This window comes from Phytobacter diazotrophicus, assembly GCF_052061655.1.
In the GTDB taxonomy this organism is placed as follows: domain Bacteria; phylum Pseudomonadota; class Gammaproteobacteria; order Enterobacterales; family Enterobacteriaceae; genus Phytobacter; species Phytobacter diazotrophicus.
Window position 1 is genome coordinate 4524185 of record NZ_CM125428.1, and the last position, 25411, is coordinate 4549595.

Sequence of the window (25411 nt, forward strand, 5' to 3'; positions counted from 1 at the left end):
AACCCTCCTTGCAAATGCGGGGTACCGGGTAATCCGGTCCATGATACTGTTCGGTTTATCACTTGTGGATAACGGTGGTCCGGTGCGGGGATCTACGATACAGACTCAAAGTCTGAGCCCGGATACGGCATCCGGACCACCACCAGAGAGAACTGGCCGGTTATCTCTGGATTTTTTAATAATACAAGCCCGGATAAGGCGTTTGCGCCGCATCCGGGAAAACGTTATCCCACCATCTCAAGGTAAATCCGGCGCAACAGCTTCGTTATCTCGCCAGGCTTACCGTCGCCGATTTGCTGACCGTCCACGCTCACCACCGGCCAGACAAAGGTGGTGGCGGAACTGATAAACACTTCGCTCGCCTGGCGTGCCTCTTGCGGCGTAAATAACCGCTCTTCAAAGGTGATGCCGTGCTCCTTACCCAGACGGAACAATGCCTTACGGGTAATGCCGTGTAAAATATTATTGCTCAACGGCCGCGTAACGATGGTTTTATCCGCCGTCACGATATAACAGTTGCAGGCGCTGCCTTCGGTAATAAAGCCATCTTCCACCAAAAACGCATCATCCGCGCCGTTGGCCTCGGCCCAGGCTTTTGCCAGACACGGCGCCAGCAACTGCACGGTTTTAATATCCCGCCGCTGCCAGCGAATATCCGGGCAGGTCACCACACGGATGCCCTTACTGGCAGCAGGATGATCCACAACCGCACGCGCCTGGGTAAACAACACCAGCGTGGTCGGCGTCTGCGCCGACGGAAAGTGAAAATCGCGATCGCCACTGTTACCGCGCGTCAGTTGCAAATAGATCCCCCCTTCCGTGAGCCCATTCTCCGCGATCAGGCGCTGATGGATCTCGCGCAGATCGTCTTGCGAGAGCGTCAGAGGTAAGCTCAGCTCACGACAAGATCGCGCGAGCCGCGCAACATGGCCGGCAAAGTCCACCAGCTTGCCGTTCACCACCGCCGTGACTTCATACACTGCGTCGGCAAATAAAAAACCACGATCAAAAACGGAAATTTTGGCCTCTTCTTCCGGCACATACTCGCCGTTGAGGTAAACCGTGCGTGACATGTCCATCTCCTTACATCATTACGCCACTAACCCCACAACGCCGGGGTCGGGGGAAAAAGTTCGCTGCCGTCGTAACGCAACCCGTCTTCACGATCTTCGGCCAGCAATAGCGGCCCGTCGAGATCGACCACGCTCGCCTGCTGCGCCACCACCACGGCGGGCGCCATTGATAACGATGTGCTGACCATGCAACCCACCATGATCTGCAGGCCAAGACGCGTGGCCTCTTCCCGCACGCGCAGCGCCTCGGTTAATCCGCCGGTTTTATCCAGCTTGATATTCACCATCTCGTAGCACCCGGCAATAGCGCCAAGCGAGCCAAGATCGTGGCAGGATTCATCGGCGCACAGCGGCACCGGATGCGGCAACTGAGCCAGCACTGCGTCTTTGCCTGCCGGGAGCGGCTGCTCAATAAGCGTGACGCCAAGGCGCGCCAGTTCGGGAGCCTGACGCAGATAGATCGTCTCATCCCAGCCTTCGTTAGCATCCACAATCAGTCTGGCGTGCGGCGCCCCTTCCCGCACGGCGCTGACACGGGCAATGTCCTCATCATCGGCGAGCTTGAGTTTAAGCAACGGACGCCAGGCGTTTTCCTGCGCCATCTGCTGCATGCGCGCCGGGGTATCAAGGGATAAGGTGTACGCAGTATGCAAACTGTGTGGTGCGGGCAATGCGGCCCGCTGCCAGACACTCTGCCCGGACGACTTACACTCCAGATCCCAGAACGCGCAGTCCAGCGCATTACGCGCCGCACCCGCAGGCAGTGCGCTTTGTAACTGCATACGTGTCATACCCGCCGCCAGCGCCGGGCGCAGACGCTCGATTTGTGCCATGACGCTCTCAACCGATTCGCCATAACGCGCATAAGGCAGACATTCGCCGCGTCCGGTAAATCCCTGCAACTGGAGGGTGACACTCACCACATCAGCCACGGTTCGGCTCCCCCTGGCGATGGTGAACGCATGGCGCAATGGCCAGCGTTCATGGGCGATGGTCAGTTCCATTACAGTGCCGCCAGCGCATCAACAATCGCGCCAACGCCCTGACGGAACGGATCCACAACCGGCAGTCCGTGACGTGCTTCCAGTTCAGCCATCAGTGCCCGCGCATCGGCATCGCTCAGGGCGGAGGTATTCAAAGAGATCCCCACGAAACGGGCATCCGGGTTGGTCAGTTGCGCCATTTTCAGGTTCAGCGCCATACAGTCAGCGATGTCCGGAATCGGATAATCTACGCCGCGCATATGGGTGCGGGTCGGCTCGTGACACAGCACCAGCGCATCCGGCTGCGCGCCATGAATCAGGCCAGTCGTCACGCCAGCGAAAGAGGGATGAAACAGAGACCCCTGCCCTTCAATAATATCCCAGTGATCGGCCTCGTTCGCCGGGGCGAGCGTTTCCACCGCGCCGGAGACAAAATCGGAGACCACTGCGTCAACACTAACGCCCGCCCCGCTAATCAGAATGCCGGTTTGCCCGGTGGCGCGAAATGTGGCTTTGCCGCCGCGCGCCAGGATCTCTTTTTCAATAGCCAGCGCGGTATACATTTTGCCGCAAGAGCAGTCAGTGCCCACTGGCAGTACGCGTTTACCGCTGCGTTTGCGTCCGCTGGCAACCGGGTATTGCTGCGTCGGATGGCGAACATCAAACAGATTGCGACCCAGTCGGTCGGCCAGCGCTTTTAACTCAGGAACATCGGCCAGTTTATTATGCAGGCCAGCCGCTAAATCCATTCCCTTTTCCAGCGCCGCACTCAGTACTGAAATCCACTCTTTTGAAATAATACCGCCACGGTTAGCCACACCCACCACCAGTGTTTTTGCCCCCGCTTTAACCGCAGCATCAATATCCATATCCGTTAATTGGCAATCGGCATGGCAATTCGCCATACGGTACTGACCCACGCAATATTCCGGGTGCCATTGTTTAATCCCATCGGCAACTTTTGCTGCCAGTTGGTCATGCGCATCACCAAGAAAAAGCAGATAGGGCTTTTGGATATTCATTATTTATCCCCCTCAGGATAAGACTGAAAATAAATTAACGCAGAAATAACATTTCTGAAAAAAAATTAAATAAAGGCTGACTGTTTATGCAGAATAACAAGGGTTTTATTATTGTCAACTGTCGCTATCGCAGGCTTTATTTACCATGTTTATTGCAAATAGGCAGTGTTTTATTCTGATAAAAGAAATCCAGAAAACGCTTGTGAAAATATTAATCTTTAAATCCACACCCTCCCATCAGCCAGGCAATAAAAATATTTATCATAATGTGATCTCATCACTATTCACGCACCAATAAAGCGCAATGCACTATTTTAGCGATCCAAAACAGTGCTATTACGCACGATAAATCTATAAGAAGAATGGATGAGAAAAATCCAATTAATGGATGTAAGGTGAATCCGTTATTGATGGAAATTGTCGCCAGAAATATCTCTGGAAAATCAAAAGGCCTGGCCATTAATTAATATTCCTTTCTTCCGGATTTCGTTTCTAACGGAAATATCAGGCTCGCGCTTATGGAAGAAGTCAGTACGACATGCAGCGCATTCCAGACGAAGTGACCGCGTGGTGCCAGGCGCATCAGTATTCAGTGTTACGCGGTATTTGATGATTCAACATTCACAATTAACTGACGGACGGTGAGGTAACAATGAAGAGTTTTTGTGGGAAAGTCTCTTTAATGGCAGTACTGATTTCCGGCCTGGCTGGGGCGCACAGCGCACTGGCGGCAGAGATTAAAATCGGTGTGGTATTGCCCCTGAGCGGGCCGCTCAGCGGATATGGTCAACCTTCGCAGAAAGGCCTGGAACTGATTCAGAGCATCACCCCGACCCTGAAAAACGGCGACACCGTCAAGCTTATCGTAATTGACGATAAAAGTGACAAAGTTGAAGCCGCGAACGCCATGCAGCGCTTGGTCTCCAGCGACAAAGTCGACGCGGTGATCGGTGAAGTCACCTCCGGTAACACACTGGCGATGGTCAAAATTGCCGACGACAGCAAAACTCCGCTGGTCTCCTCTACCGCAACCAACGACCGCGTCACCCGTAACCACCCGTATGTCAGCCGCGTCTGTTTCTCCGACAGCTTCCAGGGCGTGGTGGGTGCCAACCTGGCCTCACGCGATCTGAATGCGAAAACGGCGGCTATCGTCTTTGACAGCAGCAACGACTACTCCGTTGGCCTGGCTAAAGCCTTCCGCGCCCAGTTCCTGAAAAACGGCGGCACCATTCCTATTGAAGTCCAGGCACCTGCGGGCAGCAAAGACTTTAAAGCGCAACTTTCCAGCGTGAAGGCCAAAAACGTCGACATGATCTACATGCCGATCTACTACACCGAAGGCGCACTGATTGCCGTACAGGCAAAACAGTTGGGCTTAAACAAACCGGTTGTTGGCGGCGATGGTCTGGCGGCGGATCCAGTGTTCTTTGATGTGGGCAAAGATGCGGTGAACGGGTACATGACCACCGACTACTACTCACCGAACGCCAAAGAGCAGACTCCGGCAGGCGAAACCTTTATCAAAGGCTGGGAAGAGAAATTCAAATCGCCAACCCATACCTGGGGCGCAATGGCAGCCGATGCCTACAACGTGATCGTCAATGCGATGAACCAGTGTAGCGATCCGCACGATCGCGTCTGTGTTAACGAGAAAATCCGCGCGACCAAAGACTTCCAGGGTGTAACGGGTACGTTAACTCTGAAAGACGGCGACGCCATTCGTAGCGCGGTGATTAACGAAGTGAAAGATGGTCAGCTGGCATTCAAAACTGTGGTGAATCCGTAAGCTGTAATAAGAGGTTATTAAACGAGATGGATGGCACCATTTTTCTCCAGCAGGTCGTCAATGGCATGAGTCTGGGCGGCATGTACGCCCTGATCGCCATTGGCTATACCATGGTGTATGGGGTCCTGCGCCTGATCAACTTCGCGCATGCGGATGTCATGATGGTCGGCGCATTTGCGACCCTGTTTCTTTTTTCTTCCATTGGGCTGCCCTTCTGGGTAGCCATTTTACTGACCCTCGGGCTTTGCGGCCTGTTGGGAATGTTTATCGACCGGGTGGCTTATCGCCCGCTGCGTCAGGCATCAAAAATCTCCATGCTGATCACCGCCATTGGCGTCAGCTTCTTCCTGGAAAACTTGTTTAACGTCCTCTTCGGCGGCAGCTCGCGTTTCTTTTCTGCTCCGGACTGGTTCAACAACACCCTGGCTTTTGGTCACATCATCATCACTAACGTGGCGTGGGTCGTGCCGCTGATCACCGTGCTTCTGCTGCTGGCGATCCTCTGGCTGCTCTACCGCACCCGCTACGGGATGGCGATCCGTGCGGTGGCGTTTGACGTCAATACCGTGCGCCTGATGGGTATTGATGCGAACCGCATTATCTCGCTGGTGTTCGCCCTGGGTAGCAGTCTCGCCGCGCTGGGCGGTGTTTTTTACTCCATCAGCTACCCGACTATCGATCCGTTGATGGGCGTACTGATTGGCCTGAAAGCGTTTGCCGCCGCCGTACTCGGTGGGATTGGCAGCGTCACCGGCGCGGTGCTGGGCGGGTTTATTCTTGGCTTCACCGAAGTGGTCGCTGTCGCGCTGTACCCCGAACTGGGGGGTTACAAAGACGCCTTCGCCTTTATGTTTTTGATTCTGGTCTTGTTGTTCCGCCCGGTGGGCATTATGGGTGACGAACGTCTGGAAAGGAGCCGCTTCTAATGTTTAACGCTTCAACCACTCTCGGCGCTCAGGGGCGTAACCTGGTCATTATTGTGCTCGCCATTGCGCTGCTGGCCGGGATGAATCTGGTTTTCAACGATTACATTATTCGGGTAATCAGCACTGTATTTGTCTTTATGATCCTGGCGGTGAGCTACAACCTGATTAACGGCGTCACCGGGCAGTTGTCACTGGAACCCAACGGATTTGTCGCCGTGGGTGCCTATGTTACCGCGCTGTTTATTCTCTCCAGCGACAGCAAAATCGATATGTTCGAGATGACCGCGCCAAGCCCGTTTATCCTGATGTTACACACCAGTTTCTTACCGGCGCTGTTGATAAGCGGACTATGCGCCGCTTTCCTGGCGGTCTGCCTCGCGTTCCCGGTGTTTCGCGTACGCGGCGACTATCTGGCGATTGTGACCCTGGGTTTTGGCTTTATTATCAAGATCCTCGCTATCAATAACCCGCAGATCACCAACGGCGCCATTGGGCTTAATGATATTCCTCAGCAGCCCCATCTGCTGTTCTGGTGCGGGCTGTTCGCCCTGGCGGCATCGGGGATGATCCTGCAACTGGTGTGGTCGAAGTATGGCCGTATGATGAAGGCGATCCGCGATGACGAAGACGCCGCCATCGCCATGGGGGTGAATACCTTTCGTATCAAAACCTGTGCCTTTGCCACCAGCGCCTTTTTCGAAGGCATTGGCGGTGGGTTGCTGGCCTCGCTGCTGACCACCATCGCACCGGGATTGTTCGACTTTATGCTGACTTTCCAGTTGTTGATCATTATCGTGCTCGGCGGTCTGGGCAGCACCACGGGCGCACTGCTCGGCACCATCGTGGTTGTGGGCAGCGGCGAATGGTTGCGTTTCCTCGACCAGCCGCTGTCGCTGTTCGGCCACGACCTGGGCTCTTATCCGGGGCTGCGTATGGTGGTGTTCTCACTGCTGCTGCTGATCATTATGTTATTCGCCCGTGAAGGTCTGTTGGGCAAAAAAGAAGTGTGGCAAGTCCGCTTCGGGAGACGCCGTCATGACGTCAAATAACGCGATTCTGGAAGTGCAGGAGGTCGTCATGCAGTTCGGCGGCCTGCGGGCGATTGATAATGTCAGCTTTCACGTTGATGAAGCCGAAATCTTTGGCCTGATTGGCCCCAACGGTGCCGGGAAAACCACCCTGTTTAACGTCATCACGGCCAACTACAAACCGACCAGTGGCAACGTGCTGCTGGCGGGCAAATCGGTCAAGGGCTTAAAACCAAACAAGGTGGTGAACGCAGGGATTGCCCGCACCTTCCAGAACATCCGCCTGTTTAACTCGATGACCGTGCTGGAAAACGTGATGGTCGGGCTGGATCACAGCAGCCACTATTCACTGCTGGAAGCCGCGCTGCACATTGGCCGCTATTTCCCTGCCGAACGTGCCGCCAGGGCGAAGGCGATGGCGCTGCTCGACTATATCGGTATCGCCGGGTACGCCAACATGCAGGCCACCAATCTGAGCTATGGCAACCAGCGCAAAGTGGAGATTGCCCGCGCGCTGGCGACCGGGCCAAAACTGCTGTTGCTGGATGAGCCCGCCGCCGGGATGAACCCCAAAGAGACAGAAGATCTGGCAAGCCTGATTTTCCGCATGCGTAAGGATTACCAGTTAAGCGTGTTGTTAATTGAGCATGATATGCCGTTCGTGAACGCCCTGTGTGAACGCGTCATGGTGCTGGAATATGGCAAACCGTTATTCAGCGGACTGATGTCCGACGCGATTCAACATCCGGAGGTGATCTCCGCCTACCTGGGGGACGTAAATTATGCTTAGCGCCCATGAGCTGAAAGTGTTTTATGGCGTTATTCAGGGGCTGAAAGGCATCGATATCGAGATTAACGACCGGGAAATTGTGACGCTGATTGGCAGCAACGGCGCGGGAAAAACCTCGACGCTGAACGGTATCGTCAATATGGTGCGCTCCACCGGAACGGTCAATTTTCTCAATGAGGATATCTCCCGCAGTCAGACGCACCACATTGTCCGCAAGGGGCTGGCGCTGGTACCGGAAGGGCGAAAAATTTTCACCAACCTGACCATCGAAGAGAACCTTCGCATGGGGGCGTATAACAATCTGGCGAATTTCACCCGTCTTCGCGACAGGATGTACAGCCTCTTTCCGCGTCTGAAAGAGCGCCGTAAACAGATGGCAGGCACGATGAGCGGCGGTGAGCAGCAGATGCTCGCCATCGCCCGCGCCTTGATGAGCGAGCCGGTGTTATTGATGCTTGATGAGCCGAGTCTGGGCCTTGCGCCAAAAGTGGTGGGTGAGTTATTTGCCACCATTCGCCAGTTGCGTGAGGAGAACATCACCATCTTGTTGGTGGAGCAAAACGCCACGGCGGCCCTGCGGATTGCCGACCGGGCGTATGTACTGGAAAACGGCAAGATTGTGCTTTCCGGCGAGGCAAAGGATGTGCTCGCAAACCCGGAAGTGAAGAAGATGTATCTGGGAGGATAAGCCCGGTTCCCGGATGACGGCGCAACGCCTTGTCCGGGCTACCTCGCCACCATCGCGGGTCAACATAACCTTACCTTTTAGCGGTGATTGCTGCGGCCGTTGCGCGCAAAAAACCCTCTATTTTCCGCATGATGAGTCGAAATATTAGTAGTTTTCCCTCCGGGAAATAGAACGTATATTGACGCAAATTCATTCATCTTGTTGTCGATACTATGCCCGTTCAATTTTCATCTTTACCCGTGACCTTAGGCGTCACCGGACACCGCGATGTGCAGGATACAGAGCAGCTTCTCACCCTGCTGGAGAGTGAAATCAGCGCGATTCAGGCGCGCTATCCTCATTCACCGGTCATGGCGCTCTCTTCTCTGGCCGAAGGGGCGGACCGCCTGTTTGCCCGCGTGATCATGGAAAAAAGATTACCGCTGCATGTGGTGTTGCCTTTTGCCAAAGAAGAGTACGAGCGTGACTTCGCCGACACGGTGACGGAATTTCGCGAACTCTACGACTACGCGCAAAAGACCGGCGGTATCTACTGCATCGACACGGTGATCCCCGGTTCTGAATCGATGATTTCCCTGGATCAAAACCCGCAGGGCTCTCTCTACCGCGACCTGCAATATGCCAGAGCGGGTATGTACCTGGCGCAGCGTTGTCATATTCTTTTCGCGCTGTGGGATGGCGAAAAAGCCAGGGGCTTAGGGGGCACCGCGCAGGTGGTTAACTTCCGCCGCGAAGGGCGCATTCAGGAGCACGACCTGGCCGCGCTGAATGCCAGACTGCCCGGCATCAAGCGCTATCTGGGCCAATCCAACCTGCTGGATGTACCGGACACCGGCCTGGTGTGCCATATTCACGTGCGCCGTAAAGCGGGAACCTATGCTAACGGCGCCACCGCCCCTTCTGTCTCATGGTATCCGCCGCTGCCGGTCAAAGGCCAGCCGGAGACGCCATCGATCCACGGCGAAGAGTCCTGGTATCGCAGCCTTGAGCGCCTCGATACGCTGAATGCGCGTATCACCAAAGAAGATGAGGCAAATGCCAGCCTCGGCGCATCGCATCTCTGCCATGCCGCGTTCGCCCATATCGACAGGCTGGCGAATAAACAGATGAAAGATATGCGTAAGGTGTACAACGTTATCTTTGGGTTGGCGGCCATCATGGCCCTGGTGGGCAACCGTGTGCCGGGTGATGGCGAGCACTGGGTTATCACCTCGCTGAGCCTGTCGCTGCTCCTGCTGGTACTGCTTTCCGTCGCGCTCAGCCGCGTCCACAGTTCTCGCGCTAACCGCAATGCCACCGAACTGCGTGCGCTGGCGGAGGGGCTGCGTGTGCAGAACGTCTGGCGTCAGGCCGGGATTGCGCGCGCCGTTTCTCTACATTATCTGCGCCGCAGCCACGACAATATCGCCTGGGTGCGCCGGGCAATGCTGGCTGCGAGTATTTACCCACAAAGCGAGGCCAGCACGCTGAAAACGGCGATTAACGCAGTGAAAGAGAGCTGGGTGCGCGATCAGAAAAATTACTTCGAAAAAAACGTCCATAAAAAAGAGCGCAAGCACCGTCTCGCAAAACGCATGGCTTTAGGGCTGTTTATCTGCGGTATCGCCATCACGTCTGTGGTGCTGGCCTCCAGCCTGTGGGGGCTTACCGATGAGCACCTGGCGCATACGCTCCATTTCTGGAATATGGTAGGCGAGCACCTGGCGGAGTTTTTGATCGCCTGCGCCGCACTCTGCGCCGCTTACGCGAAATTTCTTGGCTATGAAGAGGATATCGCCGACTACGAACGGTCTGCGGTGCTGTTCTCTACTGCGCTGGCGAAAATGGAAGCCCATTCGCCGACGCCGGATACCGAAGACTTGCAGGAAATTTTGTATGCGCTCGGTATCGAAACCCTACAGGAAAATGCACGCTGGGTGGCGCGCACCACCGGACGTGATGTGGAAATTATTGGCGGCTAACACATTTTAGGCGAAGGAATGGCACGATGACTCAGGCAACCACGCAGCGCGAAATCCGGGTATTTCTCTCCTCCACGTTTCGGGATATGGACGCCGAACGCCACTATCTGGTGACCCGCGTCTTCCCGGAGATCCGCCAGATCTGCTATCAGCGGATGATCAATTTCAGCGAAATCGATCTGCGCTGGGGAATCACCGAAGAGGCGGCCCACAATGGCCGCACGGTGCAAATCTGTCTTGAAGAGATTGAACGCTGCCGGTCGCTTGGCATTCCTCCTTTCTTTATCGGTTTCCTTGGCGAGCGCTACGGCTGGGTGCCGCAGGCTGACGATCTGGCCGCCTACTGGCAGCAATCACCGGACCAGCGCTACGCCGGGCTGATCCGTGACGCACTGGAAGAAAATATCAGCGTCACGGAGCTGGAAATTCGCTTTGCGTTTCTGGCGCCCCCGCCGGATGTCGCCCCCCTCTCTTCTGCCAGCACGCCGCGTGTGCAGATGTTTTTACGTGATCCGGCCCTCACTGCCACCATGGCAAGCGCTAACGCTCCGCAGGATGTCTGGTTTGATCGCCTGCCTGATGGCACGCCGGACAGCACGCGCACAGCACAACTGGCTTCCCTGAAACAACGGCTGCGTCAGCATTTTCCGCAGACTATTGCTATCGACGGCTATGACAGCGTGGAACAATTCGGCGAGGCGGTAAGGGCTTACCTGCTCAGCGCCATCGATACGCTGTATCCGGCGGAAAAGATGCCCAATCGCTGGCAACAGCGCACCCATGAACACGCGCAGTTCGCCGCCGTGCGTCGCCGGGCCTATGTGCCGCTTACAGCATTTCGCCAGCAGATAGTCAGCGAGCTTAACCAGGGCTGGATGGCCATTTCCCCGGAGCCCTGGCTGATTACCGCCCCGTCGGGAATGGGTAAAAGCGCCTTTTTAGCCGACTTAGAAAGCACGCTGCGGGAGAAAAACCGACAGGCGCCGATGCCGTGGGACGACGATTATGTGCCGCTTGAAATTAGCGAACTCCTGAGCCAGGACGATAACTATCGTGTATTCAGCCACTATATTGGCGCGGATGGCGACACGACGCTCGACAACTGGCGTAACCGGCTGTTCTGGTTTTTGGCCGAAGAGGGAGATAGCACAGAGCCCGCCTCCGATGACCATCACGCCTGGCAACAGGTGATGGAAAGAGTTCAACGCTTCCGTCAGCGCGAGAATGCGACGCTGGTTCTGATTCTGGATGCCATCAACCAGTTTGATAAACCTGAGCTTGCGATTCACCGCCTGCAACAGCTTGAATGGCCTTCACGCGTGCTGCTGGTCTTGTCCGCCACGCCAGAGGTGCAGCCATTCCTTGAGCAGCAAAAATTCACCTGGAAATGCCGCTCGCTCCCGGCGCTGACGCAGGAAGAGCGCGAAGCGCTTTGCCAGACAAGCCTGAGCCTGGTCAGCAAGTCCTTGTCCGGGGAGCTGACCGGGCAGCTTATCAGCGCGCCCGCCTGCGACAATCCGCTGTTTATGCGCCTGGTATTAGAAGAGCTTTGCCTGCATGCCCGACACGAAGCGCTGCCGGAGAGACTGAGCGCGCTGCTGGCCTGTGCCGGGCCTGGCGCGTTGTTTACCTCCGTATTAGCGGCGTCTGACCGTGATTTTTCATCGAAACTGGCGACCCGCGCAGCCTGCGCCATTGCGGCCTCTCGTCGCGGGCTGACCCATGGCGAACTGTCCCGCATTCTGGCGATTTACCCCTCGCTGAAAGTCGCGGATAGCGAGTTAGTGCCGCTGCTGGCACGGCTTGCCCCGTATTGCCAGAACAGCGATGGTCGACTGCGGTTATTGCATAACACGCTCTATCAGGCGCTACAGGACAATGATGAAATGGAAAGCTGCCGGGAACGTATTCTCGGGGAGATCCAGGACAGCAGCGGCTTTGCGCTGGCGGAACGCACCTGGCAGTGGCTGTCGCTCGGTGAGATCGATCCGGTCATACGCGAACTCTCTGAGGTGATGGCGGTGATCCGTTTGCACGAGGTGGATCCGGCCCTGTTACACACCGTCTGGCAGTTTAGTGGTATTTACGACGGGCGGCGTCTTGACCCCCGGTTTGAACAGACATTTGCGTGGACCGCCCCGGACCCGGCGGTTCTGCAAAACCACCTGCCTGCCGCGCTCTCCATCTTTACCTGGTTACGTCAGAGCCGGGCGGAAACGGCGGCGACACAGTGGGCAGAGATGATTAAACCTGCCGTAGAGGACGATAAAACGCCGCCGGGGCTGAAAGCGCACTTTTACAATACGCTCGCGGTGCTGGCGCAAAAAACCGCTAACCCGGCACTGGCAAAAGAGGCCATGGATCAGGTGCTGGAAAATCTGTTTAACCCCGGTGAAGCCGGCATGAAAATGCTGGCCGTAACCATGTCTAACATGGCGCAGCAACTCAATGCGGCGGGTAAGAGTGAACAGGCGCTGGAACTTTACCAAAAGGCAAAAGTCGCGGCCCTGCAACCCCCGCGGGACCCTGCCGTTCTGGCCAACATTATCATGCAAATCGCGCAGATTAAGGCCCAAAGCGGCAACACCGCCGAAACGGAACAGCATCTGCAGGAAGCGGTTGCACTCATCGAACAGATGCCGCCAACACCGCAGCGGCAAATTATGCTGTCATCGTTTTATCAGGAACTCGCCACCGTTTATCTGGTGGAAAAAAACGTTGCCCGCGCCGTCGAGCTCTATGACCGCGCTATTGCCGCGGTAGAAACAATTTACAGCAGCGACGCAACCGAGATACGCAAACTCGAGGAAAGTCGCGATCTGTTTTACCGCCTGGCCGGCGAGCACGGCCAGACAGAGTAAGCCCGCTTAGTGAACGAGCTTATTCCAGGCACTGCGTAGCTTTTCACCCACGCTACGCTTTGCCTCTGTTTGCGCGCTCGCAGGTTCCGCCGGAGATTCATCTGTCATGGATACCGGCTCCGCTGGCGTTCCAGGTTGTGCCGCTGTTGACCATGTTGAGACGTCGACTTTTAGGGATGTCTGCCATGACGGGGTCGCCATACTGACAGGCGTCTGCCCCCATTGTTCCTTGCGCCCCGTTTTGTCCAGCACGCCTCTTGCCACCAGCCATTGAAACAGCGCATTTTTTTCCGGGGATGCTTCAAGCCACTGCGGCTCCACCATGGTAAAGAGCGTACGGTACAAGGTTTCCGCAGCCGCATACTCGGCCAGAAAATAATGCATTTCTGCTGCCTCCGCCACGGACTGCACCTTAAGCTCAACGTCACCATGGTCATGCTCAACACGAAGCGACATAATTTGCAGCAGCAATGCTTTCGCTTCCTGATATTTCTGCTGTGCTTTGTAAGTACAGGCCAGATTACGCATAACCTTGAGCCTGCCTGCATTCTCCGGCGCGAGCTTACCCTCCTGTACAGCGAGCCATTTCGCCCAGCAGGCGGCCGCCTCATCCAGACGATCCTGGCCCAGGTAGAGCATGCCGAGGTCATCAAGTAACCGTAACATCACCGGGCTTTCAGGCCGACTCAGTTCAGACTGCGTGGTCAGCATCGCTTCATACAGCGGGATCGCCTTTTCATGGCGATCGTCTTCCATATAGAGGTTTGCCAGCGATTGTCGGGCAAATAGCAGCTCCGCCTGATTATCCGGCAGATGTTCAAGCAAAGGGATGGCTTCGCGCAGTTGCGATGCGGCGTCTTCAAGGCGCCCCATAGAATGGTATAACTCCGCCATATAGAATAGCCCGGCAATGAAGTCAGGATGGCCCGGCGATAACGATTTACGCCGGATGTCCATCATCTGCGTAAACAGCGGTTCGGCTTTATCGGCGTCGCCCTGACGATAATAGAGTTCTCCCAAATCGTTCAGACTTGTGGCGATATCGGGATGTTCCGGCGGCAAAACCGCCTTACGCAAGGCCAGCACTTCAAGCAAAACAGGTTCGGCTTCGTCGTAACGCATAAGCTCCATATAGAGCCCGCCAAGGCTGCGCTTTAAGCCAATGAGATGGGGATTGTCGCGGGCCTGCAGACGCGTTCTCACCGCCAGCGATTTACGCAGTAAAGACTCCGCCTGCTCATATTCTTCCAGTTGCTGATAACACTCCCCCAGACTCTGGGCGAGGTTGGCAAAATCGATACTGTTTTCGTTGCTCACCGCTTGCAGTGCTTCGCGCAACAGCGGCTCTGCTTTTTCCGGCTGGCCCAGCGCGCCATAAATTCCGGCGAGGTTATTCAGCACGACGCCAATATCCGGGTGCCCTGCGGGCAACATCTTGCGCATCATTGCCAGCGCATCATGAAGCAGCGGTTCCGCTTTGTCATACTGCCCAAGCAGGCGATAGAAAAGCGCCAGGCTATTGATCGTCCCCATGGTGTTGATCACGTTAACGGGCGTGGCTTTGCGTACCAGAACAGCCGCCAGTTCGCTCCAGCGCACACCAATCTGCCAGAATCCGCGTTGCAAAAACCAGGCGCTTACCGCGTTCATTATGGGCGTAAACACCACCTCAGGGCGCCAGACATTCCAGTTTTCCACCAGCGCATGTAATAACAGCGAAAGGGAGCTTCTCCCGGCGCCAAGTGAGAGCATCGCCTGCGAGGCCAGCTCCGGGTAGCTTTGCTGTAACGCGCAAAAAGCGTCGACATGCCCGAGGGTCTCCACCAGTTGCTCATAATTTTCCAGCGCCATCCATTGGTATGTGCGTTCGGCCACCGAAAACGCATCCCGTTGATTAAACCGGGCCACCAGCGCCCGCCGGGACGGGGACATCAACGGCGACAGCGCGGTCAGCGTTTGGGTAAAGATGGTATGGGTGATACGCAACCTGCCGTCTTCGTTCAGGCAAAACGGCGCGATACGCGCCAGCAAGCGCAGCAAGGTCTGGTCGGCCATTTTCAGACCTGACTGATGCAGATGCGGTGCCAGCAGGACGGCTAAATCACTGTGTGATACCCCCGCGCGGGAAGCGGCAATCAGCGTCGTCGCATGGCTGGCAAGGGAGTATCCCTCAGCGCGAAAATCCCGGTCGGTTTCATTTAACAGCGCCAGGAACAGTTGCCCCGCATCATCAAAAGTGAGCAATGCGCTCACCCGTGCCGCCAGGGAGTCGTGATCCGCATGCAGTCGTAACTCTTCCATCACCAGACGCAAAAACAGCGCGTTACCGCAGGCGGGCGCGGCAACCAGTTGCCCGACTAACGTCTCTGGCAGTTTTTTACTGTACTGGCGCAAAAATAACGTTATGGCCTCGCGGCGATGCGCTTCGGTCAGTTCCGGGAAAGCCAGCGTCTGCCACGTGTCCGGTAGCGGTTCCGTTGAGGTCACCACCAGCAATGTGCCCGGTAAGAAGCGCAGGCCATTGAGGCGGCGCAATCCCGCCTCCTGAGGGGAGAACTGGTTAATGGCATCCAGCAGCAGAATGATGGGCTTGCCCATCTGCACCTGGGCGGCGCTCACGAGTTCCGCAAACGCCGCCCAGCGCGCGTCATCTTCGGTGGGAACATCAAGCGTGGCGGGCAGATAAGGCGTAAGCACCTGTAGCACCCGCTCACGCCAGCTTTCCGGCGTGTTATCGCCGTCCGCGCCAACGAAATGGGCGATCACCAACGCCGTGTTAAAGGTTTCAGAGGCCACCAGGTCGGCCATAAACGCACTTTTTCCCCGTCCGGAATCGCCGACCAGCGCCAGACGGTTCAGGGGATCGCGCGCCTGATCTCCATTCGGGCGCATGGCAGCAAGCGTATCCTGTGCCCATGTCTCAACCTGCTGTTTAAAAGCCGGCAACGGCACATAGTTCTCGCGCCGGGAAAGCGCATAGCATTGTTGCGCATGTAACCTGAGCTGCCGTTCATTCGGCACCTCATCAAGGGGGAAGTGGGTATCCAGTTCGGCAGTTAAGAAATCGAGGATCTGCTGACCAAACTCGCTGATCGCCTGGTAGCCATCAACACCGATGCACTCCGCGTGCGTCTCTCTGATTGCCCTTTTCAGGGCCGCAAGCTTGTCGCGGGCCGCTTCTGTGCTTTCATAGAACGTGGCCGACTCTTTCCCGGCAAGAGAAGCCGTTAAATCCGGATGGCGAAAATAGAGCTGGACCCGTTGCCTGCTGACCCCCTGCGCATCGTCCATAAACCCAAAGCGCATCTCCAGTTCGGTAACGCTGATACCTTCCGCCAGCGCCGCTTCGATACGTCGGGCATAAGGGTTTTCTTCCTGCGCCGCCTGGTGCCAGTAATTTTCCAACTCGTGACGCTGTGGTACCCAACCGTAACGTTCGCCGATAAAGCCAATAAAGAACGGCGAAATGCCCAGCGCGCGGCAGCGGGCGATCTCTTCGAGGCAGATTTGCACCGTCTGGCCGTTGTGCGCATCCTCTTCGGTAATCCCCCAGCGCAGGTCAATCTCGCTAAATACCACCTGGCGTTCAAGGCACTGCTGTCGAAACAGGGGAAAAACGCGGGTCAGTAATTCATGACGCTCGTTTTCCATATCCCGAAAGGTGGAAGACAAAAACAGGCGAATCTGGCGAGGCTGACTGGCTGACGTTGGCATTAGCGCTGTTCCATGTGGTTGGTCGGTAACATATGTATCCGTAACGACGAATAAGGTTCCGGGCCTGGCTTTTCACCGAATCATCGACCCGCTCTGACGCCAGAATTTTCTCCAGCGTGAAGATACCCAAACCCCGATTCATATTGGCCACCCGCCACCGCGCCTCATCATCCACCGGATGATTTTGGGTACGCAGAACACCACGCGCATGTAAAAGGGTGCGTATTTTTAAATGCAGAGACAATAAAGCAATAGCGCGTAACGAGGATAAATCCTGTTCTGTGCAATCTGGCTTATCCATGTATTTATCTGGACCCCAATGTCACCGCTGCAAGAGGGGCTGTCAGCCTGGCATTTTGCTCTTTCTAACCGGGTTCGTCATCCCCCAGAACTGGTCGAAACGCGCCTTCCTGAAAACAGGGATTGTTACCCGCCCGCTGTTATCTGACAATGACAAAATATAAAGGTAGCCGCGCAGGGAGAGCCACAGATGAAAAAGTATTCTTACCCGTATTTGTTGACTCTCGCCCTTGCCGCTGTGGCGGCGATTTTTGGCTTTTTCGCCTGGCGCAACATGATTTATCGCCCCACCTTCCTGTCCCACACGGCGTTTCGATATATGGTGATGACCGCGCTTGCGATGACGGTTGTCGTCTGCTTTGCCCTACGAAAACGCTTTGCCGCCAATATCAGCACACGGACGGAATATCTCAAAGCCTGGTGCGGTATGGCCCTGGGGATGGTGTTTGTTTTTTCCGCGCTCTTCACCACGCTCACCTGGCTGCTGCCCGGCGTTGAATCGACCTATACCGCCCCTTATCGCTACAGCTCTGGCGGCTCACGAAACTGCTCCGGAGCCAGCGTCTATGACCGCGATCTTGATGAAGAGATCCGTATCTGCGAACCCTCCGGCAATCTCTTTTCAGATAGAAATCTGCGGGTCATAAAGCGGACCAACGTACTGGGCATGGTGGTGATAGACGCCACCACACTCCCCTGAGGCCTCGCCTGCCAGCCTGAGAGAGCATCAGACATATTTACTGTTAGTGACAAAATGGCAATGGGTAATGAAATATTGCTGGTTTCGCCGGAACGTGACTGCGCGTAGCATGATGTCCTTCCCTGTGACCCGTGTCGGTGGCAAGGAAACACGCAGATTCGCCCTATTCTTCGACAGCGTTATTCGATGTTGCAGCGCAGGGGATGGAAGGATGTCACGTCTTTATCCCCCTGATAAAATCTCTCTCTTATACGTGGGAAAAACACAATGAAAAGCTGGCTTGTAGCGTTACTTAGCGCGGCACTGCTCTCTCCCCTGGCCGCATCGGCTGACAGCACTTACGTCTTCTTTCGTCACGGCGAGAAACCGGACAACAACAGCGGGCAGCTCACCTGCAAAGGGTTAAACCGGGCGCTGAGTCTCCCCTCGGTACTGCTCAAGCGCTACGGTAACCCGGACGCGTTGTATGCCTCAGCGCCGAAAGAGAAAAAAACCGGCAGCTCGCTGCGCCCGCTGACCACCATTACGCCGCTGGCGATTCAGGTATCCAAACCGGTGGTACTGCGTTTCCATGCTGATGACACCAGCGAACTGGTTTCCGCACTGCTGGCGCAGCAAAACCAGCCGCTGACGTTTATTTCCTGGGAGCATAAAAATCTGGTCACCGCCGCGAAAACGCTGATTACCCAGACGGGTGGCGATGCGTCGCAGGTGCCTTCATGGCCGTCGGCGGACTTTGATTCGATTTATGTGGTTCAGCTTGACGCACAGCAGCATTTTAAATCGTTTACCCAGGATACCGAAGGGCTGAATGACGTCTCCAGCCAGTGTTCTGCTCCGGCGCAATAATCGGTGTAAAAGGAAATAGCGAGGAAAAGGATTACCTCGTTATTCCTTTTAAAATGCTAATATTTCTTTTATAGAAACAATAAAGTGCGATAAAAATGCGCGAAAACAGAAGAGTAGTGCTATTAATAACTCTAATTAAAAACAAGAAGACAATTCGGGACACAACAGCGCATTATCTTTAAATCAGCGCATAAAAATGGCCCATCTCCCGTGCCGAATATCAAAACGTTTATAAGCCTGATTTAGCTTAAGGCAACGAAAATTTCGTAAGGAAAAATAGCGACCGAAATATACGCCTGGAATATATCGAAAAATAAAGCAAAAAAAGAAAATCCCTTTTGCGACTTTAGCGCTGAGTCTTATCTGTATTTATACTGTAACCAGTAAAGACAGGGTGGTTAATTAATGCACAGAGCAATGCATAAATATATCGATACTTTCACTGATACCCTGCGCCTTTTCTTTTTTGGGTTTCTCTTTTTTTTCTGCCGCCCGGTACTGGCAGATGAGCCACACATTGCATTAAGCGAATATTTTATTGAAACCTGGTCGACAAAAGACGGCCTGCCACACAATAGCATCAACGCCATCGCACAGACCCGAGAAGGTTATTTATGGTTCGGCACCTGGGAAGGGTTCGCCCGCTACAACGGCAAAACCTTCCAGGTCTTCGAGCGCGGCGGCGAAAGCGCCATGCCCGACTCCGGAACGCTGGCGTTTGTCGCCGGGCCAGACGGCAGCCTGCTGGTTGCAGGCGCGCGCGGCGGTCTCTCATCCTGGAAAGATGGCATCTGGACGCCCTATGCTGCGGCACCGACCATGATTGGTTCCGCCATGCGCGACAGTAAAGGCAATCTGTGGGTGACCATGCCCGGAAAAGGCCTGTTAATGCGCCCCGCCAATGAAACCGGCGCAACGCGGGATGTGCATATTCTCGATAACGTCACCGCCAACAAAAGCGTAGAAGACGCGGACGGCACTATCTGGGCCGCAACCGACAACGGCCTGTATCAGGTGATCGACAATAAAGCGACCCCGGTGCCGCCAGCCAGCGGTTTGCCGCAAGTCCGCGCTTTTAGTTTGCTGGTAACAGACGATAACACCTTACTGGTGGGTACCGAAGCCGGCGTCTGGAAGCGCGTCGGTGAAGATTTTCAGCCGCTGCACCCGGAACTTACCAACGAAGTGGTCTCCACCATGATGCAGGATAAGCGTGGAGATATCTGGTTCGGCACCATTAACCACGGCATATTCCGCCTCAGTCAGGAAGGGCTGGAACACCTGAATATTGATAATGGTATCGTTCATAACCGCGTGCAAAGCATCCTGGAAGATCGGGAACAAAGTATCTGGATTGGTACTAACTCGGGATTGATTCGCCTGCGTCGCGCGCCGTTTATCACCGTGAGCACCCGTCAGGGCCTGAACGGCGATTATGTTCGTACCGTGATGACCCACTCGGACGGCAGTATCCTGGTGGGCACCAGTACCGGGCTGAACCGCATTCGGAATGGGCGCGTAGAACAAATTAACTGGAATCAACACACGCAGCCGTCGGTACTGAGCCTCGGCGAGGCCACGGATGGCAGCGTATGGGTGGGCACCTATACCGATGGCCTGCTGCACTGGAAAAATGGCCAATTAACCCCGGTATTACAGCAATCTAATGGTCTGCCCGGTAACGAAGTACGCGCCATCCTCACCGATCACCAGCAGAACCTGTGGATTGGCACCGCCTCCGGATTGAGCGTCTTACGCGCCAATGGCACGCTCCATACCTACTCGGCAGATGACTGTCTTCCTGCCAGCTTTATTATGGCGCTGCAGGAAGATGAACAGCAGCGCATTTGGGTGGGTACTGGCGTGGGGGTCTCCGTTTTTCATAACGGAAAATTTGAGCACATCAATATTTCCGCCATGGAGAATGCCGAATATGCCTTCGGCTTTTACAGCGAACCTGGCTATATGTGGATGACGACTGACCGGGGCTTGCTCCGCTATCGGAGCAGCGATGGCGCAATCGGTATGGTGGGACGTAAAAACGGTCTGCCCATCGATAAACTGTTCCAGGTGATACCCGACAATATGGGGTATCTGTGGCTTAGCTCGAACCGCGGCATGATTCGGATAAGCAAAGCCGAAGCCGTGGATGTTATTGAGGGGCGTAAGCGGCAGATTGCCGTGACCACGTTCGGTGAAAGTGACGGAATGATCAGCGCGCAGGCCAATGGCGGCTCAATGCCCGCCGCCACGCGCGCCGGTGATGGCGGTATCTGGGTGGCGACCGCCCGCGGTGCGGTGATGGTTCACCCTGAACGATTAGGGGAATTTAGCAAGACACGGTTAGCTGCGGTGGTGGAGTCGGTTGAGAGTAACACCACGCCGCTCGATAATGACTATACCTTCCCTGCCGGAACAACACGCATCCGGATAAACTATTCCGGATTAGGCTACGTTCTGCCGGAGCGTATTCGTTATCGTACCCGTCTGGAGGGCTTTGACCCACAGTGGATCGATCGCGAAAACAATACGTCAGCGGAATACACCAACCTGCCGCCGGGGAACTACCGCTTCAACGTTTCCGCCAGTTACCCCAACGGCGAGTGGAATGGCTCGGACACGGTTATCAATCTGCGCATCAACCCATTTTTCTGGCAGCGGCCCCTCTTTCAGGTGCTGTTAGTGCTGCTGTTTCTGTTGGCGCTGTTTATGGTCTTTCGCTGGCGTCTGAGGCAGGCACGCCGTAACGAAGAGCGTCTGCGCACGCTGATTGCCGCCAAGACGCTGGCCTTACAGGAGCAGGCTGAGGAGTTTGAACGACAGGCCAAAGAGGATCAGTTGACCGGGCTGGCAAACCGCCGGGTCTTTGATAAACAACTGATGCTCGGCTTCGACGATGCCCGTGCGCATGATTATCCGCTGACGCTGGCAATCTTCGATATTGATCACTTTAAGCAGATTAATGACCGTTGGTCGCATGTGGTGGGTGATAAGGTACTGCAAAGTATCGGGGACCTGCTGCGTAATACACAGCAGGACGCCAGGCTGAGCGCCCGTTGGGGCGGTGAAGAGTTCACTCTGCTGTTTCCGCATATGCCGATAGCGCAGGCTGCGGCGATTTGCGAATCACTACGGGTTACCTTATCGCAGACGGATTATCGGCATATCGCCGAAGGGCTGCAGGTGACGGCAAGCTTCGGCCTGGCGGAGTCGTCCTCTGCCAGTGACAGCAATGCGTTAATTAAGCAGGCCGACCACGCGCTGTATATCGCCAAGCAGACTGGCCGCAACAAAGTGGTTTGCTGGTCCGGCGAAGAGGAGAGCGTACCCGGTCATTTTCAGATTTAAGGTTTGATGTTGAATAGAGACCCGCCGGGAGGCGGGTTTTGTGGCGTATTAACGGTTTAAAACTCAATTTGGCGTCAATACCCCGGCATTTTCCCGTGTACGCCCAGGATCACTCACAGGTCGCTAACACAGCGTCTTTCTTGCCATAGTGGGCTGAGCATTTTTTTGCATCGGCAGGGACTTTAATTGTTGTGGTTTTATCTATCCCTTTATAACGGCAGACCAGGAATAAAGACGTATTATGCTCTTTCACATAGCCCTGATAATCCTTTAATGCCCACACCCATGCATCAAGCGTGTCTGGCATTACATCCGCTTTCTCTTCAGGAGGCCCCATAAAAAGGCTGACGTAATTCATTATGTATGTCTTATTATTTTCCTTTAACGTCTCAGGGCAGTTTATTTTTTCGGCCTGGGCAATACCTGAAAACAAAAATATGCTGGCGCTCAATAATAATGCGTTACTCCACGACATATTTGTCTCCGTTATTGCCATTCAGAAACCCATGCTGATAGCGGGTTTCTGAACAAAAACCGCGAATCCATACCTGTGCAGAGAGACGTTATTCGCAAGCTGCTATAAGCTTACGGTTCTTATCATAGGCAACGGAACATTTTTTGGCCGTGGCCGGAACAATCAACTCGACGCTCTGCTTCGTGTTCTTATAGTGGCATATAAAATAGAGCGACGTTTTATGCTCTTTCGCCTCATCCTGATAATCAGGCAGCGTCCATACCGTCTCCCGATCGGTATCCGGCATCAGTTCGACTAAATCTTTAGGCGGCCCCACGAACAAACTGGCATCGTTTAAGGCGTGTGTTTTATCTTGCTGCGTAGGATATTGCGGACAAACCGTTGCTGCCTGGGCCGCGCCAACAGATAAAAACAGCCCCGCACCGAGCAAAAGCGTCTTACTCCACAACATAGTAATTATCTCCATTGTTTTCCGCACGTGGTGCCTTATGAAAGCGGATGGTGCGTTTGCTGACATAATGTGGTGTGGCCTCACGTTCACCAGAAGGAAGTGTCCGGTGGTTCATCCACTGATCCAATACCTGTATGCCCGACGCATCCTGCCCAAGGTAAATAGCGGCGTGGGAACGTCCGTCAGTATGGTTGCCATAGCGACCATCCGCATCAAACGTGGCAATTGCCGTACCGGGCGCAATGGTCATATTACCTTTAACTAATTCGCCGCGTTTCCATGCTACCGTGCGCGGCATATTGGCCGCTTTTTGCGTGTACGCCACACACTGACCATTACCTACAGACTGACCGACATACGCTAACGGTGTTTTTGCGATATATGCCATGGAGTTAACACCCGTAGAAGTTGAGTGATGACATTCTGCATCTAATGTAAAGATATGCAAATAGAGGACAAGGACGGATTTTAAATTAAGATAATTCCTGGCTGGAGTATGTATTATATATTTATCAGCCGATTATATTAAAAGCGCGCCGTGATTGTTGGCCGCTGAAAATGAAGATTTGAGCCTGCCCCCCCCCTGATAAAAAGCTATTTATGGCAGGCTCAGCATCCCATGACGGGATTACAGATTAGATTTTTTATCCGCTTTCGCGGGCGCATTCTGTTTTGTCGGCGCGCCTAACGTGTGCTTAAACCAGCCGACAACATGGTCAATCACCTGCGGCTGATACCAGTGAATATCGCCATGCTCCGCCCCCTCAACCAGGACATAATCGGCGGTGTCTTTTTTAGCTTTCAACGCCTGATATAACTGCGCGCTTTGCTGAGGAGAAACCAGCGTATCCGCACTTCCGTGCATAATCAAAAATGGCGGTTCATGGCCGGTAATATGGCCCATAGGGCTTGCGACAAGCGCTTTTTTCGGGTCGCTGTCGATGGTTGCCCCGGCAAAAGTGCGAAATGCCGCGCCGTGGACCAGTAACGCTTCGGTCACCGCCGCTGAGCGATGCACCTGCTGTATCTGTTCCGGGAAACCTTCGCCTATATTAAGCAAATTCGAGATGCCATAAATCGTGGCCACACCCTGAACGTCAGATGACTGCTCGGGGTAATCTCCCTTGTCATACTCTTTTTCGCCGTTGGTCGTTCCCAGCATTTGCGCCAGCCATCCCCCGGCGGAATCACCCAACACGGCAATGCGGGCAGGATCGATGTTGTACTCTTTGGCGTGCGCTCTGAGGTAACGTACCGCCGTTTTCCCGTCGACCAATGGCGCGGGGAATTTATCCGGAATTACGCGGTATTCCGCGGCGGCAACCACATAACCTGCGTTCGCCAGCGCCATACGCATCGCGATGTATTTATCGTGATTGGCCGTCATAAAACCACCGCCTGGGAAATAGACAATGGCCGGTTTCAGGTCATTATTGCGCGGGACCAACAGCGACATCCTGAGCTGCCTGAGCGCCACGCCATCTTTGACCTGCGAGTAAATCACGTTGCTGAATAAATCGGTCTGATCCTGTGACGGCGTGAATTGCATTATCTGTGCGCCCTCGGTTGATCCAGGTAAGGTGTCGGCAGCGGCAACCGCATGTGAAATAGCGGACGATAACAGCATACAGCCCGCCAGAATAAGGGATGTTGATTTCATAATGTCCTTCTTGTGTAGGGGGATTTTTTCCCGATCCTGACGCAGGATATCATTCGAATTAACCGATGAATAACGCAAGAAGTCGATGTAATTGATGCAGTAATCCGATGATTCGCGCCAGAAAATCTCTGGCGCGGGTGATGTCATCGGCAAGTGCTTAGCATACTGAACCAAACTCCATACTTTCAGGCTCAATGACGTCCAGGAAAGCGTCACAGAGCGGCTGACCCTGCCAGGAGGCACAAATAGCCTTCGCACTTGCCTGACTGTCAGCAAAGACGAGATCGACAAAGACCCCATCCCCCAGGCTTACCAGATGCTGGCTTTTCCACCCCGGTTGCAGCGCAAGGTAACTGTCGACCATCTGGCGATAAGCGTTGCGCATTGCATGCTCATCGACACCTGACTTTAACCGGAATCGGCCAATTTCGATGCCATTCCCGGCGCTTAACGATGAGGCCTGTGCTTCTCGTGCGATGAAATGTCCCATGCTGTGCAGTAAACTGACAGAGGCCCTGAAAGCGGCAAACTCGGGTTGGCTGCCAACAGCCTTTGCCGCCGCCTGAGCTTCTTCTGCGCTATGCCAGGTAACGAGGTCCACGCGTTCGGCGGGGTTATCGCTACCGGAAAGTGCCAACCAGCCAATAAACCCAGGAAAATGTTGTAACAGTTGCTGGGCCGTTACTCTTGCGGCATCCGCCTCTTGTGGGTTTTCTACCTTGTAGATGACGAGTTCGTAACAGGGTGTGGTCATGCCGGGCTCCGTAATGATAATGATGTGAGGCCTGCATCG

The 25411-nt window shown here is 54.8% G+C and carries 20 protein-coding genes; 10 read left to right on the forward strand and 10 right to left on the reverse strand.

What is annotated here, in order from left to right; genetic code table 11:
- Positions 1 to 224 precede the first annotated feature (224 nt).
- Genes ACS0RQ_RS22065 through dgcN form a run of 3 tightly spaced genes read right to left on the reverse strand, consistent with a single transcriptional unit; the run spans position 225 to position 3078 of the window.
- Positions 225 to 1073, reverse strand: a complete 849-nt coding sequence (locus ACS0RQ_RS22065) for a D-amino-acid transaminase (RefSeq protein ID WP_271851416.1) — start codon at positions 1071 to 1073, stop codon at positions 225 to 227.
- Between the two features lie 26 nt (positions 1074 to 1099).
- Positions 1100 to 2077 carry an N-acetyl-D-Glu racemase DgcA gene (dgcA, locus tag ACS0RQ_RS22070; protein WP_271851417.1) on the reverse strand — a complete coding sequence of 326 codons (978 nt, stop codon included), beginning with the start codon at positions 2075 to 2077 and terminating at the stop codon, positions 1100 to 1102.
- Positions 2077 to 3078 (reverse strand): N-acetyltransferase DgcN, encoded by a 1002-nt coding sequence (gene dgcN / locus ACS0RQ_RS22075; RefSeq protein WP_271851418.1) that lies wholly within the window; start codon positions 3076 to 3078, stop codon positions 2077 to 2079. Before dgcN ends, dgcA begins: the two co-directional genes overlap by 1 nt.
- Before the next feature lie 652 nt (positions 3079 to 3730).
- On the opposite strand from dgcN, the gene ACS0RQ_RS22080 reads away from it, so the two are divergent.
- From ACS0RQ_RS22080 to ACS0RQ_RS22110, 7 genes are all read left to right on the forward strand, one after another.
- Positions 3731 to 4867, forward strand: a complete 1137-nt coding sequence (locus tag ACS0RQ_RS22080) for an ABC transporter substrate-binding protein (RefSeq protein ID WP_041852594.1) — start codon at positions 3731 to 3733, stop codon at positions 4865 to 4867.
- A gap of 26 nt (positions 4868 to 4893) precedes the next feature.
- Positions 4894 to 5793, forward strand: a complete 900-nt coding sequence (locus ACS0RQ_RS22085) for a branched-chain amino acid ABC transporter permease (RefSeq protein ID WP_271851419.1) — start codon at positions 4894 to 4896, stop codon at positions 5791 to 5793.
- A complete protein-coding gene (locus ACS0RQ_RS22090) occupies positions 5793 to 6842 on the forward strand; it encodes a branched-chain amino acid ABC transporter permease (RefSeq protein WP_041852596.1) in 1050 nt (349 codons plus the stop codon). Before ACS0RQ_RS22085 ends, ACS0RQ_RS22090 begins: the two co-directional genes overlap by 1 nt.
- Entirely contained in the window at positions 6829 to 7611 is a 783-nt protein-coding gene (locus ACS0RQ_RS22095) for an ABC transporter ATP-binding protein (protein WP_271851420.1), read from the forward strand. Before ACS0RQ_RS22090 ends, ACS0RQ_RS22095 begins: the two co-directional genes overlap by 14 nt.
- Complete coding sequence (locus ACS0RQ_RS22100) at positions 7604 to 8299, forward strand: ABC transporter ATP-binding protein (protein WP_271851421.1); 696 nt, start codon at positions 7604 to 7606, stop codon at positions 8297 to 8299. Before ACS0RQ_RS22095 ends, ACS0RQ_RS22100 begins: the two co-directional genes overlap by 8 nt.
- Positions 8300 to 8511: 212 nt before the next feature.
- Positions 8512 to 10260 (forward strand): hypothetical protein, encoded by a 1749-nt coding sequence (locus ACS0RQ_RS22105; RefSeq protein ID WP_271851423.1) that lies wholly within the window; start codon positions 8512 to 8514, stop codon positions 10258 to 10260.
- 26 nt (positions 10261 to 10286) lie between these two features.
- The gene (locus tag ACS0RQ_RS22110) at positions 10287 to 13121 is read left to right on the forward strand and encodes a DUF4062 domain-containing protein (protein ID WP_271851425.1); all 2835 of its coding nucleotides are present in this window, start codon (positions 10287 to 10289) and stop codon (positions 13119 to 13121) included.
- A 6-nt stretch (positions 13122 to 13127) separates the two neighbouring features.
- Here ACS0RQ_RS22110 and ACS0RQ_RS22115 read toward each other — a convergent pair whose 3' ends face one another.
- Positions 13128 to 16835, reverse strand: a complete 3708-nt coding sequence (locus ACS0RQ_RS22115; protein WP_271851427.1) for a tetratricopeptide repeat protein — start codon at positions 16833 to 16835, stop codon at positions 13128 to 13130.
- On the reverse strand, positions 16753 to 17136 hold the full coding sequence (locus ACS0RQ_RS22120; RefSeq protein ID WP_271851428.1) for a hypothetical protein: 384 nt from the start codon (positions 17134 to 17136) through the stop codon (positions 16753 to 16755). Before ACS0RQ_RS22120 ends, ACS0RQ_RS22115 begins: the two co-directional genes overlap by 83 nt.
- Positions 17137 to 17325: 189 nt before the next feature.
- On the opposite strand from ACS0RQ_RS22120, the gene ACS0RQ_RS22125 reads away from it, so the two are divergent.
- From ACS0RQ_RS22125 to ACS0RQ_RS22135, 3 genes are all read left to right on the forward strand, one after another.
- Positions 17326 to 17835 (forward strand): hypothetical protein, encoded by a 510-nt coding sequence (locus ACS0RQ_RS22125; protein WP_271851429.1) that lies wholly within the window; start codon positions 17326 to 17328, stop codon positions 17833 to 17835.
- Between the two features lie 267 nt (positions 17836 to 18102).
- On the forward strand, positions 18103 to 18684 hold the full coding sequence (locus tag ACS0RQ_RS22130) for a histidine phosphatase family protein (RefSeq protein ID WP_271851430.1): 582 nt from the start codon (positions 18103 to 18105) through the stop codon (positions 18682 to 18684).
- A gap of 417 nt (positions 18685 to 19101) precedes the next feature.
- On the forward strand, positions 19102 to 22032 hold the full coding sequence (locus ACS0RQ_RS22135) for a ligand-binding sensor domain-containing diguanylate cyclase (RefSeq protein WP_499079241.1): 2931 nt from the start codon (positions 19102 to 19104) through the stop codon (positions 22030 to 22032).
- A 109-nt stretch (positions 22033 to 22141) separates the two neighbouring features.
- On the opposite strand, the gene ACS0RQ_RS22140 is transcribed toward ACS0RQ_RS22135, so the two are convergent.
- The 5 genes from ACS0RQ_RS22140 to ACS0RQ_RS22160 all read right to left on the reverse strand — a co-directional run bounded on the left by ACS0RQ_RS22140 (position 22142) and on the right by ACS0RQ_RS22160 (position 25372).
- Positions 22142 to 22507 (reverse strand): STY0301 family protein, encoded by a 366-nt coding sequence (locus ACS0RQ_RS22140; RefSeq protein ID WP_271851432.1) that lies wholly within the window; start codon positions 22505 to 22507, stop codon positions 22142 to 22144.
- An 88-nt stretch (positions 22508 to 22595) separates the two neighbouring features.
- Entirely contained in the window at positions 22596 to 22958 is a 363-nt protein-coding gene (locus ACS0RQ_RS22145) for an STY0301 family protein (protein WP_271851433.1), read from the reverse strand.
- The gene (locus ACS0RQ_RS22150; RefSeq protein ID WP_085006185.1) at positions 22945 to 23346 is read right to left on the reverse strand and encodes a BPSL0067 family protein; all 402 of its coding nucleotides are present in this window, start codon (positions 23344 to 23346) and stop codon (positions 22945 to 22947) included. The genes ACS0RQ_RS22145 and ACS0RQ_RS22150 overlap by 14 nt, the downstream gene beginning before the upstream one ends.
- 240 nt (positions 23347 to 23586) lie before the next feature.
- Entirely contained in the window at positions 23587 to 24618 is a 1032-nt protein-coding gene (locus ACS0RQ_RS22155; protein WP_271851434.1) for an alpha/beta hydrolase, read from the reverse strand.
- 157 nt (positions 24619 to 24775) lie between these two features.
- The gene (locus ACS0RQ_RS22160) at positions 24776 to 25372 is read right to left on the reverse strand and encodes a hypothetical protein (protein WP_271851436.1); all 597 of its coding nucleotides are present in this window, start codon (positions 25370 to 25372) and stop codon (positions 24776 to 24778) included.
- Between the last annotated feature and the right edge of the window lie 39 nt (positions 25373 to 25411).

Bases quoted from the DNA above. Each gene is read 5' to 3' on its own strand.
- ACS0RQ_RS22065 (WP_271851416.1), bottom strand. From the start codon at position 1,073: ATGTCACGCACGGTTTACCTCAACGGCGAGTATGTGCCGGAAGAAGAG.
- dgcA (WP_271851417.1), bottom strand. From the start codon at position 2,077: ATGGAACTGACCATCGCCCATGAACGCTGGCCATTGCGCCATGCGTTC.
- dgcN (WP_271851418.1), bottom strand. From the start codon at position 3,078: ATGAATATCCAAAAGCCCTATCTGCTTTTTCTTGGTGATGCGCATGAC.
- ACS0RQ_RS22080 (WP_041852594.1), top strand. From the start codon at position 3,731: ATGAAGAGTTTTTGTGGGAAAGTCTCTTTAATGGCAGTACTGATTTCC.
- ACS0RQ_RS22085 (WP_271851419.1), top strand. From the start codon at position 4,894: ATGGATGGCACCATTTTTCTCCAGCAGGTCGTCAATGGCATGAGTCTG.
- ACS0RQ_RS22090 (WP_041852596.1), top strand. From the start codon at position 5,793: ATGTTTAACGCTTCAACCACTCTCGGCGCTCAGGGGCGTAACCTGGTC.
- ACS0RQ_RS22095 (WP_271851420.1), top strand. From the start codon at position 6,829: ATGACGTCAAATAACGCGATTCTGGAAGTGCAGGAGGTCGTCATGCAG.
- ACS0RQ_RS22100 (WP_271851421.1), top strand. From the start codon at position 7,604: ATGCTTAGCGCCCATGAGCTGAAAGTGTTTTATGGCGTTATTCAGGGG.
- ACS0RQ_RS22105 (WP_271851423.1), top strand. From the start codon at position 8,512: ATGCCCGTTCAATTTTCATCTTTACCCGTGACCTTAGGCGTCACCGGA.
- ACS0RQ_RS22110 (WP_271851425.1), top strand. From the start codon at position 10,287: ATGACTCAGGCAACCACGCAGCGCGAAATCCGGGTATTTCTCTCCTCC.
- ACS0RQ_RS22115 (WP_271851427.1), bottom strand. From the start codon at position 16,835: ATGCCAACGTCAGCCAGTCAGCCTCGCCAGATTCGCCTGTTTTTGTCT.
- ACS0RQ_RS22120 (WP_271851428.1), bottom strand. From the start codon at position 17,136: ATGGATAAGCCAGATTGCACAGAACAGGATTTATCCTCGTTACGCGCT.
- ACS0RQ_RS22125 (WP_271851429.1), top strand. From the start codon at position 17,326: ATGAAAAAGTATTCTTACCCGTATTTGTTGACTCTCGCCCTTGCCGCT.
- ACS0RQ_RS22130 (WP_271851430.1), top strand. From the start codon at position 18,103: ATGAAAAGCTGGCTTGTAGCGTTACTTAGCGCGGCACTGCTCTCTCCC.
- ACS0RQ_RS22135 (WP_499079241.1), top strand. From the start codon at position 19,102: ATGCATAAATATATCGATACTTTCACTGATACCCTGCGCCTTTTCTTT.
- ACS0RQ_RS22140 (WP_271851432.1), bottom strand. From the start codon at position 22,507: ATGTCGTGGAGTAACGCATTATTATTGAGCGCCAGCATATTTTTGTTT.
- ACS0RQ_RS22145 (WP_271851433.1), bottom strand. From the start codon at position 22,958: ATGTTGTGGAGTAAGACGCTTTTGCTCGGTGCGGGGCTGTTTTTATCT.
- ACS0RQ_RS22150 (WP_085006185.1), bottom strand. From the start codon at position 23,346: ATGGCATATATCGCAAAAACACCGTTAGCGTATGTCGGTCAGTCTGTA.
- ACS0RQ_RS22155 (WP_271851434.1), bottom strand. From the start codon at position 24,618: ATGAAATCAACATCCCTTATTCTGGCGGGCTGTATGCTGTTATCGTCC.
- ACS0RQ_RS22160 (WP_271851436.1), bottom strand. From the start codon at position 25,372: ATGACCACACCCTGTTACGAACTCGTCATCTACAAGGTAGAAAACCCA.